The sequence below is a fragment of the Micromonospora sp. NPDC049151 genome, assembly GCF_040648395.1.
In the GTDB taxonomy this organism is placed as follows: domain Bacteria; phylum Actinomycetota; class Actinomycetes; order Mycobacteriales; family Micromonosporaceae; genus Micromonospora.
On the sequence record NZ_JBEZDP010000019.1, the window covers coordinates 82,395 to 94,723 of the forward strand.

At 73.1% G+C, this 12,329-nt stretch carries 11 protein-coding genes; 4 read left to right on the forward strand and 7 right to left on the reverse strand.

Going from position 1 to position 12,329, the window contains the following annotated elements; translation table 11 throughout:
• Positions 1 to 30: 30 nt before the first annotated feature.
• Genes AB0B20_RS21350 through AB0B20_RS21360 form a run of 3 tightly spaced genes read right to left on the reverse strand, consistent with a single transcriptional unit; the run spans position 31 to position 3,391 of the window.
• Positions 31 to 912: an ABC transporter permease gene (locus AB0B20_RS21350; RefSeq protein ID WP_357384566.1), complete on the reverse strand. Its 882-nt coding sequence runs from the start codon at positions 910 to 912 to the stop codon at positions 31 to 33.
• Entirely contained in the window at positions 909 to 1,853 is a 945-nt protein-coding gene (locus tag AB0B20_RS21355) for an ABC transporter permease (protein ID WP_357384564.1), read from the reverse strand. Before AB0B20_RS21355 ends, AB0B20_RS21350 begins: the two co-directional genes overlap by 4 nt.
• Positions 1,853 to 3,391: an ABC transporter substrate-binding protein gene (locus AB0B20_RS21360; protein WP_357384562.1), complete on the reverse strand. Its 1,539-nt coding sequence runs from the start codon at positions 3,389 to 3,391 to the stop codon at positions 1,853 to 1,855. Before AB0B20_RS21360 ends, AB0B20_RS21355 begins: the two co-directional genes overlap by 1 nt.
• Positions 3,392 to 3,569: 178 nt before the next feature.
• On the opposite strand from AB0B20_RS21360, the gene AB0B20_RS21365 reads away from it, so the two are divergent.
• A complete protein-coding gene (locus tag AB0B20_RS21365; protein ID WP_357384560.1) occupies positions 3,570 to 5,198 on the forward strand; it encodes an acyl-CoA dehydrogenase family protein in 1,629 nt (542 codons plus the stop codon).
• 66 nt (positions 5,199 to 5,264) lie between these two features.
• On the opposite strand, the gene AB0B20_RS21370 is transcribed toward AB0B20_RS21365, so the two are convergent.
• Entirely contained in the window at positions 5,265 to 5,819 is a 555-nt protein-coding gene (locus AB0B20_RS21370) for a GNAT family protein (RefSeq protein ID WP_357384558.1), read from the reverse strand.
• A 34-nt stretch (positions 5,820 to 5,853) separates the two neighbouring features.
• Here AB0B20_RS21370 and AB0B20_RS21375 point away from each other — a divergent pair, with 34 nt between their 5' ends.
• A complete protein-coding gene (locus tag AB0B20_RS21375; RefSeq protein WP_357472763.1) occupies positions 5,854 to 7,062 on the forward strand; it encodes a MalY/PatB family protein in 1,209 nt (402 codons plus the stop codon).
• A gap of 30 nt (positions 7,063 to 7,092) precedes the next feature.
• Here the strand turns inward: AB0B20_RS21375 and AB0B20_RS21380 are convergent, their stop codons facing one another.
• The gene (locus tag AB0B20_RS21380) at positions 7,093 to 7,671 is read right to left on the reverse strand and encodes a DinB family protein (RefSeq protein ID WP_357384554.1); all 579 of its coding nucleotides are present in this window, start codon (positions 7,669 to 7,671) and stop codon (positions 7,093 to 7,095) included.
• A gap of 96 nt (positions 7,672 to 7,767) precedes the next feature.
• On the opposite strand from AB0B20_RS21380, the gene AB0B20_RS21385 reads away from it, so the two are divergent.
• A complete protein-coding gene (locus tag AB0B20_RS21385; protein ID WP_357472766.1) occupies positions 7,768 to 8,766 on the forward strand; it encodes a WYL domain-containing protein in 999 nt (332 codons plus the stop codon).
• Between the two features lie 16 nt (positions 8,767 to 8,782).
• Here the strand turns inward: AB0B20_RS21385 and AB0B20_RS21390 are convergent, their stop codons facing one another.
• Positions 8,783 to 9,094 (reverse strand): NIPSNAP family protein, encoded by a 312-nt coding sequence (locus AB0B20_RS21390; RefSeq protein WP_357384550.1) that lies wholly within the window; start codon positions 9,092 to 9,094, stop codon positions 8,783 to 8,785.
• Positions 9,095 to 9,137: 43 nt separating this feature from the next.
• Positions 9,138 to 9,929, reverse strand: coding sequence for a TetR/AcrR family transcriptional regulator (locus tag AB0B20_RS21395; protein ID WP_357384548.1), 792 nt, complete (start codon positions 9,927 to 9,929; stop codon positions 9,138 to 9,140).
• A 224-nt stretch (positions 9,930 to 10,153) separates the two neighbouring features.
• Here AB0B20_RS21395 and helR point away from each other — a divergent pair, with 224 nt between their 5' ends.
• Positions 10,154 to 12,325 carry an RNA polymerase recycling motor ATPase HelR gene (gene helR / locus AB0B20_RS21400; RefSeq protein WP_357472769.1) on the forward strand — a complete coding sequence of 724 codons (2,172 nt, stop codon included), beginning with the start codon at positions 10,154 to 10,156 and terminating at the stop codon, positions 12,323 to 12,325.
• Positions 12,326 to 12,329: the final 4 nt, after the last annotated feature.

Sequence of the window (12,329 nt, forward strand, 5' to 3'; positions counted from 1 at the left end):
CGTGGCTCTCGGTTCGCTCGGTGCGCTCGCTCATGGGGTGCTCCTGCGGGCCTCGCCGAGGGTGAGCTGGCGCGGGTCGAGCACGTCCCGCAGCGCGTCGCCGACCAGGTTGAACGCCAGCACGGTGAGGAAGATCGCCGCGCCCGGGAACACGCCCAGCCACCACGCGTCGGTGACGAAGCCACGCCCGTCGAACAGCATCCGGCCCCAGGCCGGTGCGGGCGGCTGGATGCCCAGGCCGAGGAAGGACAGCGCGGCCTCGGAGAGGATCGCGAACGCCAGCGACAGAGACGTCTGCACGATCAGCGGCGCGGCGATGTTCGGCAGCACGTGCCGGCGCATGATGCGCAGGTCGGACGCGCCGATGGAGACGGCGGCCCGGACGAACACCTGCTCGCGTACGGAGAGCACACCGGCGCGGGTGATCCGGGCGAAGATGGGCGTGTAGACCACGCCGATGGCGACCATGGCGGTGAGCAGGCCGGGGCCGAGCACCGCCACGATGGCCACCGCCAGCAGCAGCACCGGGAACGCGAACAGCACGTCCATACAGCGCATGAGCACGCTGTCCAGCCAGCCCCGGTAGTAGCCGGCGAACAGCCCGAGCGTCACGCCCGCGACCAGCGCGATGCCGACGCTGACGGCGCCGACCTGAAGCGACACCCGGGCGGCGACGAGCACCCGGCTGAGCACGTCGCGGCCCAGCTCGTCGGTGCCGAAGGGGTGCGCGCCGCTGGGCGGGCGCAGCATCTGGTCCACGTCGACGTCGTTGACGCCGGCCGGGGCCAGCCACGGGCCGGCGATCCCCACCACCACCAGCAGCACGAGCACGATCGTCCCGCCGACGGCGAGCGGGTCGCGCCGCAGCGCGTCCAGGACGCGGCGTCCGGTGCTCTCGGTCGTGGTGCTCACTTGACCGTGATCCTCGGGTCGAGGCGGGCGTAGAGGATGTCCACCAGGAGGTTCACCAGCAGGAACAGGGCCGCCACAAGGAGCACCGCGCCCTGCAGGACGGGGTAGTCGCGGGCCTGCACGGCGTCGAAGGTGAGCCGGCCGATGCCCGGCCAGGCGAACAGCACCTCGATCACGATGACGCCGCCGAGCAGGCTGGCGAGCTGCACCGCGACCACGGTGACCACCGGGATCAGCGCGTTGCGCAGCACGTGCCGCAGGATCACCACGCGGTTGCGCAGCCCTTTCGCCTCGGCGGTGCGCACGTAGTCGGCGGAGAGCACCTCCAGCACCGAGGAGCGGATGAACCGGGTGAGGATCGACGCGGTGACCAGGCCGACGGTGACCGCCGGCAGCGCCACGTGGGTGGCCCACCGGCCGGGGTCGTCGGTCAGCGCCACGTAGCCCGACGGGGGCAGCCAGCCGAGCACCCCGGCGAACAGCAGGATGCCCATGATGCCCATCCAGAAGTCCGGCACGGAGACGCCGAACTGGCTGAACACGCGGGCGGCGTGGTCGATCGCGGAGCCGCTGCGTACCGCCGCGACGATGCCCAGCGGGAACGCGACGAGCAACGCGAACACCACGGCGGTGACTGCCAGCGACAGCGTGGCGGGCAGCCGCTCCAGCACGATGTGGCTCACCGGCTGGCCGGTGCGGAAGCTGACCCCCAGGTCACCGGTGAGCGCGTGGCCGAGGTAGCTCACGTACTGCACCGGCAGCGGCTGGTCGAGCCCGGCGCGCTCCCGCAGCGCCTCGTAGGTCTGCGGGTCGAACCGGGTGCCGAGCGCCACCCGGACCGGGTCGCCCGGCACCAGTTGCAGCAGCAGGAACACCACAAGCGTGACGCCGACCAGCACGATCGCCGACTGGAGGACCCGCCGCAGGACGAAGCGGGCCATCACTTGGCCAGGGCGACCGACCGGAACCGGATCGCCCGATCGGTGCGCACGTCGTAGCCGGAGACCTTCTTCGACCAGCCCTGCACCACGTCCGGGTTGTAGAGGTAGAGGTAGCTGGCGTCGTCGACGATCTGCTTCGCCGCCTGCTCGTACGCCTGCTTGCGGGCGCCCTGGTCGGTCTGGGTACGGGCGTCGTCCAACAGCTTGTCCACCGCCGGGTTCTTGTACTTGTGGAAGTTGAACGTGCCGCCGCTGTGGTGCTGGGCGTAGTAGAACTCGTCCGGGTCGATGTTGCCGAGCCAGCCGAGCATGAACCCGTCGAAGTTGCCCTTCGCCTGCTCGTCGAGCCACTGGGCGAAGTCCAGCGTACGGATCTTGACGGTGATTCCGACGTCCTTGAGCTGCGCGGCGATGACCTGGGCGGCGGTGACCGTCTCCGGGTACTCGCTGGTGACCATCAGGTCCATGGTCAGGTTGCTCACGCCGGCCTGGCCGAGCATCTGCTTCGCCTTGGCCGGGTCGTGGTTGTAGGGCGCGTAGTCGAAGTAGAAACCGCTGGCCTTCGGGATAGCGGTCTGGTTGACGGTCGCCAGGCCGAACTTCGCGGCCTTGGTGATCGCCTCGCGGTCCAGCGCGTAGCCGATCGCGCGCCGCACCTCGGGGTTGTCGAACGGCTTGCGGGCCTCGTTGAGCGCCACGTACCAGTAGTCGGTGGAGGCCGCCGACTTCACCACCGGGTCGTCGCCGTCCTGCAACGACTTCACCTGCTGCGGCGGCAGGTTGTCGGTCCACTGCACCTGGCCGCTGCGCAGGTTCTGCAACGCCACCGTCGGGTCCTTGACGAAGGTGAACGTGACGCCGTCCAGCTTCGGCTTGTCCCCCCAGTAGGCGTCGTTGCGGACCAGCTTGACGCTGTCGCCGGAGGTGTAGCCGGCCACCTTGAACGGCCCGCTGCCCACCGGTGCGGTCTTCACCGCGCCCGACTCCACGTTGGCCTTCTGCACGATCGCCACACCCTTGAACCCGCCGAGGTTCGCCAGCAGGTTCGGTGTGGGCGCGGTCAGCGTCACCACCACTGTGGCCGGATCGGGGCCGGTGACCGACTTGACGGTGGCGAACTTGTACGCGTTGTTCAGCTTCTCCTTGATGATCCGCTCATAGGAGTAGACGACGTCGGCCGAGGTCAGCGGCGAGCCGTCGGAGAACTTCACGCCCTCGCGCAGCGTGAACGTCCAGGTGAGCTGGTCGGCGCTGGTGGTCCACTTCGTCGCCAGCGACGGCACCATCTTCAGGTCGGCGTCCGGCTCGACGAGCGTGTCGTAGACGTTCTCCAGCACCTGGAAGCTGTAGTACGCCGAGGTCTTGTGCGGGTCGAGCTGATCCGGCTCGCCGCCGATCGCGGCGTTGAGGACACCACCGGCGCCGCCGGCGTTCCCCCCGCCGCCGACGTCGACCGCCTCGCCGCCGGTGCATCCGGACAGGACGCCGACTGTCAGTGTGAGTGCGGCGCCGAGCACGCCGAGCTTCTTCCTGGACACAGGCCCCCCTAGCCACTTCCCGGACAAAAGAAAGTTTCGGCGAGTCTTATCTCCGAGCCGGATGATGTCAAACGAAACCAGTCAAATTGACAGGTCGGCGGGTGCTTGCCGGTGCGGACTGAACGATGGTTCAATCCGGGCCCCGACCTGATCCGCCACCGCGCTGGGAGTTGCCGCCGTGACCACACACGAGGTCGTCAACCAGGTCCCCCCGATGGTCGGCCACGACACCGCCGACGACCCGGCGCTGTGCGACGGCGTGACCCGGGAGGGCGCCGGCTGGGCGCTGCCCGGGCTGCGCGAGCTGGGCCGGCTCGCCGGTGGCGAGGAGGCCGCCGAACACGGGCGGCTCGCCAACGAGCACCCGCCGGTGCTGCGCACCCACGACCGGTACGGCCACCGGATCGACGAGGTGGAGTTCCACCCGTCCTGGCACGAGCTGATGCGTACCGCGGTCGGCCACGGCCTGCACGCCGCGCCGTGGGCCGACGACCGGCCGGGCGCGCACGTGGCCCGCGCGGCCGGCTTCTACCTGTGGCGGCCCGACGCCGGGCACGGCTGCCCGATCTCGATGACCTACGCGGCGGTGCCCGCGCTGCGGCACAGCCCGGACTTGGCGGCACGCTACGAGCCGCTGCTCACCACCCGCGAGTACGACTTCGGGCTGCGCCCGCCGCAGACCAAGCGCGGCCTGCTCGCCGGCATGTCGATGACGGAGAAGCAGGGCGGCTCGGACGTCCGCGCCAACACCACGACGGCCCGGCCGGAGCCGGACGGCGGCTACCGGCTGGTCGGGCACAAGTGGTTCACCTCGGCGCCGATGTGCGACCTGTTCCTCACCCTCGCCCAGGCGCCCGGTGGCCTCACCTGTTTCCTGGTCCCCCGGGTGCTGCCCGACGGCACCCGCAACCCGATGCGGCTGATGCGGCTCAAGGACAAGCTCGGCAACCGCTCCAACGCCTCCGCCGAGGTCGAGTACGAGCACGCGGTGGCGTGGCGCGTCGGCGACGAGGGCCGGGGCGTGCGCACCATCATCGACATGGTCAACCTGACCCGCCTCGACTGCGTGATCGGCGCGGCGGCCGGGATGCGCCACGGCGTCACCACCGCCGTGCACCACGCCACCCACCGGCGGGCGTTCGGCGGCTACCTGGCCGACCAGCCGCTGATGCGCAACGTGCTCGCCGACCTGGCGGTGGAGTCGGAGGCGGCCACCGTCCTGATGGTCCGGCTGGCCGGCGCGACCGACAGGTCGGCGCGCGGCGACGACGGCGAGACCGCGTTCAAGCGCCTCGCCCTGGCCGTCGGCAAGTACTGGGTCTGCAAGCGCTGGCCGGGGCACGCCGCCGAGGCGCTGGAGTGCCTGGGCGGCAACGGCTACGTGGAGGAGTCCGGCATGCCGCGGCTGTTCCGCGAGTCGCCGCTGAACTCGATCTGGGAGGGCTCCGGCAACGTCGCCGCGCTGGACGTGCTGCGCGCCCTGACCCGGGAACCGCAGGTGCTCGCCGCGTACGAGGCGGAGGTGGCCGCCGCGGCCGGCGCGGACGCCCGGCTGGACGCCGCGGTGCGCCGGGTCCGCGACGAACTGGCCGACCACAGCGACCTGGAGCTGCGCGCCCGGCGGGTGGTGGAGCGGCTGGCGCTGGTCCTCCAGGGCGCGTTGCTGGTGCGTCACGGCCACCCGGCGGTCGCCGACGCGTTCTGCGCGTCCCGGCTCGACGGAGACCACGGGCAGGCGTACGGGACGCTGCCGGGCGGGCTGGACCTCGCCGCGATCATCGACCGCGCCACCCCCAAGATCGGCTAGGGTGCGGTGATGCGGCTCACCGGCGAGATCCACGTCGGCGATCCGGTCGCCGTCTCCTGACCCGGCTCAGCGGGACCGCCACTCGTCGGCCAGGATCGCGTAGACGAGCTGGTCGGCCCAGCCGCCCCGGAACCGGTAGCTGCGCACGTGCCGCGCCTCCCGCCGCATGCCGAGCCGGGCCATCAGACGTGCCGAGGGCTCGTTGTCCGCGTGGCAGCGGGCGATGACCCGGTGCAGCCCGAACTCGCCGAAACCCCAGTCCAGCAGTGCGCCGGCCGCCTCGGTGGCCAGGCCACGGCCGCCGTGGTCGGGGTGGAACACGTACCCCAGCTCGGCGGTGCGGTCGGCGCGGCTGCGCCAGACCAGCTCCACCGCGCCGACGACCCGCTCGCCGCCGACCACGGCGAGCGTCAGGCAGTCGCCCTCCGCGCGCAGCGCGTCCTCGCCGGCCATCGCGGTCACCGACGACCTCGACCCCGCTCGGGTACGCGGCGCGGCGCCGGCCATCCAGCGGACCACGTCCGGCCGGCGCTGCCAGGCGTGCACGTCGTCGAGGTCGCCGAGCGTCACCGGGCGCAGCAGCAGCCGGGACGTGCGCAGCGGGTACGCCGGGTGGGCCATCGGCCGATGGTAGGTGCCACCTAGGGTGGGCCGCATGACGGTTTCCGCCGACGAGGGCAACCCGCTCACCCAGCTCACGCTCGACCAGCTGCGGCAGCGCACGAGCGTGAAGTGGCGGCTCTACCCGCCGGACGTGCTGCCGCTGTGGGTGGCCGAGCAGGACGTGCCGCTGGCGCCGCCGGTGGCCGAGGCGCTGCGCCGGGCGGTCGAGCTGGGCGACACCGGCTACGCGTTCGGCACCGGGTACGCCGAGGCGGTCGGCGGGTTCGCCGCGCAGCGCTGGGGCTGGGCCGACTTCCCGGTCGGCCACACCTCGCTGGTGCCGGACGTGATGATGGGTACGGTCGAGGTGTTGCGCCTGGTCACCGGCCCGGGCGACGCCGTGGTGGTCACTCCCCCGGTTTACCCGCCGTTCTACGCGTTCGTCACGAACGCCGGGCGCCGGGTGGTCGAGGCGCCGCTCGGGGCAGACCTGCGGCTCGACCCGGCCGCGCTGGACGAGGCGTTCCGCCGGGCCCGCGCGCTCGGCGACCGGCCGGCGTTCCTGCTCTGCAACCCGCACAACCCGACCGGTGTGGTGCACCGCCCCGACGAGCTGGCCACCGTCGCCGAGCTGGCCGCCCGGCACGGCGTACGGGTGGTGGCCGACGAGATCCACTCGCCGCTGGCGCTGCCCGGCGCGCGGTTCACCCCGTACCTGACGGTGCCCGGCGCGGAGAACGCGTTCGCGCTGCTGTCCGCGTCCAAGGCGTGGAACCTGGCCGGGCTCAAGGCGGCGCTGGCGGTCGCCGGGCCGGACGCGGCGGACGACCTGGCCCGGATGCCGGAGGAGGTCAGCCACGGCCCCAGCCACCTCGGGGTGCTCGCGCACACCGCCGCGTTCCGGGCCGGCGGGCCGTGGCTGGACCGGCTGCTCGACGCCCTGGACGCGAACCGGGCGCTGCTCGGGTCGCTGCTGAGCCAACACCTGCCCGCTGTGTCGTGGCGGCCGCCCGAGGGCACGTACCTGGCCTGGCTGGACTGCCGCGCGCTCGGCGTACCCACCGAGGCGGGCGACGGGCCGGGAGTGGCCAGCGACCTGGCCGGTCCGGCGCGGATGTTCCTCGACCGGGCCCGGGTGGCGCTCAGCTCCGGGCACGTCTTCGGATCCGGCGGCGCCGGTTTCGTGCGGCTCAACTTCGCCACCTCCCCGGCGGTGCTCACCGAGGCGGTGACCCGGATGGGCCGGGCGGCGGTCGCCTGACCGCCGCCCGGCACGGGTCTGCGGGGCGGCTCAGGTGGTGGTCTGCCCGTCGATGCTCTCGCGCAGGATGTCCGCGTGCCCGGCGTGCTGGGTGGTCTCGGCGATGACGTGGATCAGCACGCGCCGGATGCTGCGGACCGAGCCGGGCTCGTTCCACGGCGCGTCCGGCACCGGCCACGTCGCCGACAGGTCCTCGACGCCGGCGACGACCTCCTCGGTACGGGCGGCGACGCGGGCGTACCGGTCCAGGATGGCCGGCAGCGTGTCCTCGGGCAGCATCTGGAAGTCCCGCCCCCGCTCGATCGCCCACTCCGGCAGCTCACGCGCCTTGCCCGACATGAAGTCCTCCCAGGTCACGCCCTCGGGCAGGGCGAAGGACATCACCGACGGGCCCTCGACCACGAACCGCAGCCACGCCTCCTCGGTGGACGCGACGTGTTTGATCACGCCGCCCAGGCAGAGCGCGCTGGCGGTCGGCCGCAGCCCGGCCTGCTCGTCGGTGAGGCCGCGCACCGTGTTGATCAGCATGTTCCGGGCGTCGGCGAGCTCGGCGAGCAGGTCGGCCCGCTCGGCGTCGAGGGTGGTGGAGGTCGTGGTCGTGCCGGTCATCGTCATCTGTTCCTTCCGGTCCTGATCGGGTACGGAGACCACACTCGCAGGCGTAGCGGTCAGTTTCTGTCCTCTTCTCGCGGCAGAATGCGTGTCGTGCCGACGACCTCCGCGCGACTGCTCTCCCTGCTGTCCCTGCTCCAGGCCCGGCGGGACTGGCCGGGCGCGCTGCTGGCCGAACGGCTGCGGGTCAGCCCGCGTACGGTGCGGCGCGACGTCGACCGGCTGCGCGAGCTGGGCTACCCGATCGAGAGCGCCAAGGGCCCGGACGGCGGCTACCGGCTCGGCGCCGGCTCCGCGCTGCCGCCGCTGCTCTTCGACGACGAGCAGGCGGTCGCGCTCACCGTGGCGTTGCAGACCGCCGCCACCGGTGTCACCGGCATCGAGGAGGCCGCCGCCCGGGCGCTGACCACTGTGCGGCAGGTGATGCCGGCGCGGCTGCGGCACCGGGTGGACGCGCTGCGGGTGATCGCCGTGGAACGGACCGGCACGCCCGCCGCGTCCCGGGTGGACGCGGGTCTGCTGATGACGTTGAGCGCCGTCGTGCACGCCCGCGAGGAGCTGCGCTTCGACTACGAGTCGGTGTCGACGTCCGCCGCCCGCACACCGGATGCGCCGCCGCGCCGGGTGCAGCCGCACCACCTGGTCACCTGGGGCGGACGCTGGTACCTCGTCGCCTGGGACCTCGACCGGGCCGACTGGCGCACGTTCCGGGTCGACCGGATCAGTCCGCGTACGCCCACCGGCCCCCGGTTCACGCCGCGCGAGCTACCCGGCGGGGACGTCGCCGCGTACGTCACCGGGCGGTTCAAGGGCGCCACCGGGCCCGGTGACTGGCCCTGCCGGGGCGAGGTGACCCTCGACCTGCCCGCCCGGACGGTGTCCGCGTGGACCCGCGACGGCATCGTCGAGGAGCTGGGACCGGACCGCTGCCGCCTGGTCCTGGGCGGCTGGTCGTGGGCCGGGCTGGCCGCCGTGCTCGGCCGTTACGACGCCGACATCGAGGTGGTCGGGCCGCCCGAGCTGCGGGCGGCGTTCGCCCACCTGGCCCGCCGGTACGCCGCCGCGGCCGAGAGCCCGCACCCGGCTCGGTAGCCGCCCGGCCGGGGGATCAGTCGCCGGGCAGGAGCGGGCGCATGAACGTGCGCTCGTACCGCAGGACGCAGCCCGACTCGTCGCGGATCCGGTCGGCGGCGACGAACTCGGGGTCCACTCCGAACCGGGCCCGGTACCGCTCGTACGCCGCCAGGCTCTCGAAGCTGAAAAGCGCCTCGGCCCGGTCGCTGGCGCCCTCGGCGGGCAGGAAGTAGCCGTGGTGCACACCGCCGTGCCGTGCCACCAGCCGCATCCAGGCACGGGCGAAGCGCTCGAACGCCTCGATCTGTGCGGGGTCGATCGTGTAGTGCACGACGCAGGTGATCACGCGGCCACGATAGCGACGGCGATTTCCGACGTGAACAGCCGGACTACGAGGTCGTCCCGGGCGCCGTCCCGTCACCGGCACGCTCGGCGACCACCACCGAGATGCCGTCGAGCACCCGCTGGAGACCGAACTCGAAGGCGTGGTCCGGCCCGTACGCGGCGCCGTGCGCCATGCCGGCGGCGGTGCCGACCCGCGCGGCGAGCGGGAAGCTGCCGGCGGTCATGAACTTCTCCAGCCACGGCCCGTGCGTCTGCCACCACTGGTCGTCGGTCATCCCGGTCTCACGTTCCAGCTCGGCCACGTCCAGGGCGGCCCGGGCCGCGCTCTTGACGTGCCCCAGCACGAGCGTGAGCACCGCGTCCATCTCCACGTCGTCGAGCCCGATGTCCGCGACGGCGTGCAGCTCGTAGTCGTACTTGGCGAGCACGTTCGGGCCGAGCACCGGCCGGGTGGTCTCGGCGCGCAGCAGCCACGGATGGGCCCGGTAGAGCGCCAGGTTGTCCCGGGCGATGCGTTCCAGCCGGCCGCGCCACCCACCCGGCACGTCGGCCGGGCGCGGGAGGTCACCGAGGACGGTGTCCACCATGACGTCGAGCAGTTCCGCCTTACCGGGCACGTACGTGTAGACGGACATGGTGCCGACGCCGAGCGCCTCACTGACCCGGCGCATGGTGAGCGCGTCGATGCCCTCGGCGTCGGCGATCTCGACGGCCGTGCGCACGATCCGGTCGACGCTGAGGGAGGGACCGGCGCCCCGGCTGGCCGGCTCCCGGGTGCGCCAGAGAAGGGCCAGGCTGCGGGCGGGATCGGCCTTGCGCCGGCGCTCCTTCGACATGGTGCCGTCATCCTACCGACCACGCCGGTCACCGGCGGGCGGCGGGACACCCGGAATGGGTACGAGAATTGTTCGCGCAAAAAGAATGGCGGGTTCTCCCGCCACTACCAACATATAGCGCACCCCCGGTCTTGCCGCAAGGCCCGGGTAATGGCGCAGAATTGCCGCCCGTAACCCCATTGCCGAGGTATTCGGCCGGAGCCGCGAAGAGCGGAGGCCCGGCCGTGCCCGTGATCGGAGACGAGTTGAACCTGCCTGCCACCAGCGTTTTCGATCTTCCCGATCGTCTGTCGGCGAAGGCCGACCCGAAACTGATCGCCGCCGACGAGCGGCACTTCGCCGCCATCGCGGACAGCCTGCGCCGCTCGATCGCCGACCTGACCGACCGGCTCGACGAGACACGCCGGGCCGCGGGCGGGCGGGGCCGGCAGGCGGTGGACCGGGACCAGGAGGTCCGGCGGCTGAGCGCGCGCCTGCGTACGCTGCGCCGTTACGGCCTGGACCTGTGCCTGGGCCGGATGGTCGGCGCGGACGGTGCCGAACCGGTGTACGTGGGCCGGCTCGGCCTGACCGACGGCGCGGGCGGCCGGCTGCTGCTGGACTGGCGCTCCCCCGCCGCCGAGCCGTTCTTCGGCGCCACCCACGCCGATCCGATGGGCCTGGCCAGCCGCCGCCGCTACCGGTGGAGCGCGGGCCGGATCACCGACTACTGGGACGAGGTGTTCACCGCCGACGCCCTGGCCGGGCACGCCGCGCTGGACGACCAGTCGGCGTTCATCGCCAGCCTGGGCGCGACCCGGTCGGCCCGGATGCGCGACGTGCTCGGCACCATCCAGGCCGACCAGGACGCGATCATCCGGGCCGGGTCGCGGGGCGCGCTTGTGGTCGACGGCGGTCCCGGCACCGGCAAGACGGTGGTGGCGCTGCACCGCACCGCGTACCTGCTGCACGCCGACCCGAGGCTGGGCGAGCGCCGGGGCGGGGTGCTCGTCGTCGGGCCGCACCAGCCGTACCTGAACTACGTGTCCGACGTGCTGCCCAGCCTCGGTGAGGAGGACGTGCAGATCTGCACCCTGGCCGACCTGGTGCCCGAGGGCGCGGCGGCGATGCCGGAGATCGAACCCGAGGTGGCCCGGCTGAAGGCGTCGGCGGATCCGGTGCGGACGGTCGACGCCGCGGTCCGGTTCTACGAGGAGCCGCCCGCCACCGGGATGACTGTCGGTGTCGGGGACGACGAGCTGCGGCTTACCGCCGACGACTGGGTGACGGCGTTCGAGGCGGCCGGACCGGGCGTCCCGCACAACGAGGCCCGCGACGACGTGTGGGAGGAACTGCTCACGATCCTGGTGGAGAAGTACCGCGGCGACGAGCCGGAGGAGACGGTCCGCCGGTCGCTGGCGCGCGACCGGGAGCTGGTCACCGCGTTCGGCCGGGCGTGGCCGCTGCTCGACCCGCTCGACGTGGTGGCCGACCTGTGGTCGGTGCCGGCCTACCTGCGCCGGTGCGCCCCCGGGCTGGGCGTGGAGGAGATCCGTACCCTGCGGCGGGCCGACCCCCGGGCCTGGACGGTGGCGGACCTGCCGTGGCTGGACGCGGCCCGGCGCCGCGTCGGCGACCCGGAGGCGTCCCTGCGGCGGCGGCGCGACGAGGCGGTGCTGGCCGCGCAGCGCGCGCAGATGGACACGGTGGTCGACGCGCTGATCGCGTCGCACGCCTACGACGACGGCGAGGGTCTGATGACCATGCTGTACGGCGAGGACATGCGCACCAGCCTGGTCGACTCCAGCGCGCTGAGCGCTGCCGACCCGGACCTGCTCGCCGGGCCGTTCGCGCACGTCGTGGTGGACGAGGCGCAGGAGCTGACCGACGCGCAGTGGCAGATGCTGCTGGCCCGCTGCCCGTCGCGCAGCTTCACGGTGGTCGGCGACCGGGCGCAGGCCCGGCACGGGTTCACCGAGTCGTGGCAGCGGCGGCTGGCGCGGGCCGGGTTCGACCACGTCGCGGTGGCGACGCTGTCAGTCAACTACCGCACGCCGGCGCAGGTGATGGCGGCCGCCGAGCCGGTGATCCGGGCCGTGCTGCCGGACGCCAACGTGCCCACGTCCATCCGCGACGGCGCACCGGTGCGGTACGGCGACCGCGCGGAGTTGCGCGCGGTGGTGGACGGCTGGCTCGACGCCCACAGCGAGGGCGTCGCGTGCGTCATCGGCGACCCGGCGTTCCCGGCCTCGGACCGGGTCCGCTCGCTGAGCCCGGTGCTGGCCAAGGGGCTGGAGTTCGACCTGGTGGTGCTTGTCGCCCCGGAGTCGTTCGGCGACGGGGTCTCCGGCGCGGTGGACAGGTACGTCGCGATGACCCGGGCCACCGGCGAGCTGGTCGTGCTGACCGGGCCGTGACCCG

Bases quoted from the DNA above. Each gene is read 5' to 3' on its own strand.
- AB0B20_RS21355 (WP_357384564.1), bottom strand. From the start codon at position 1,853: ATGGCCCGCTTCGTCCTGCGGCGGGTCCTCCAGTCGGCGATCGTGCTG.
- AB0B20_RS21370 (WP_357384558.1), bottom strand. From the start codon at position 5,819: ATGGCCCACCCGGCGTACCCGCTGCGCACGTCCCGGCTGCTGCTGCGC.
- AB0B20_RS21375 (WP_357472763.1), top strand. From the start codon at position 5,854: ATGACGGTTTCCGCCGACGAGGGCAACCCGCTCACCCAGCTCACGCTC.
- AB0B20_RS21380 (WP_357384554.1), bottom strand. From the start codon at position 7,671: ATGACCGGCACGACCACGACCTCCACCACCCTCGACGCCGAGCGGGCC.
- AB0B20_RS21395 (WP_357384548.1), bottom strand. From the start codon at position 9,929: ATGTCGAAGGAGCGCCGGCGCAAGGCCGATCCCGCCCGCAGCCTGGCC.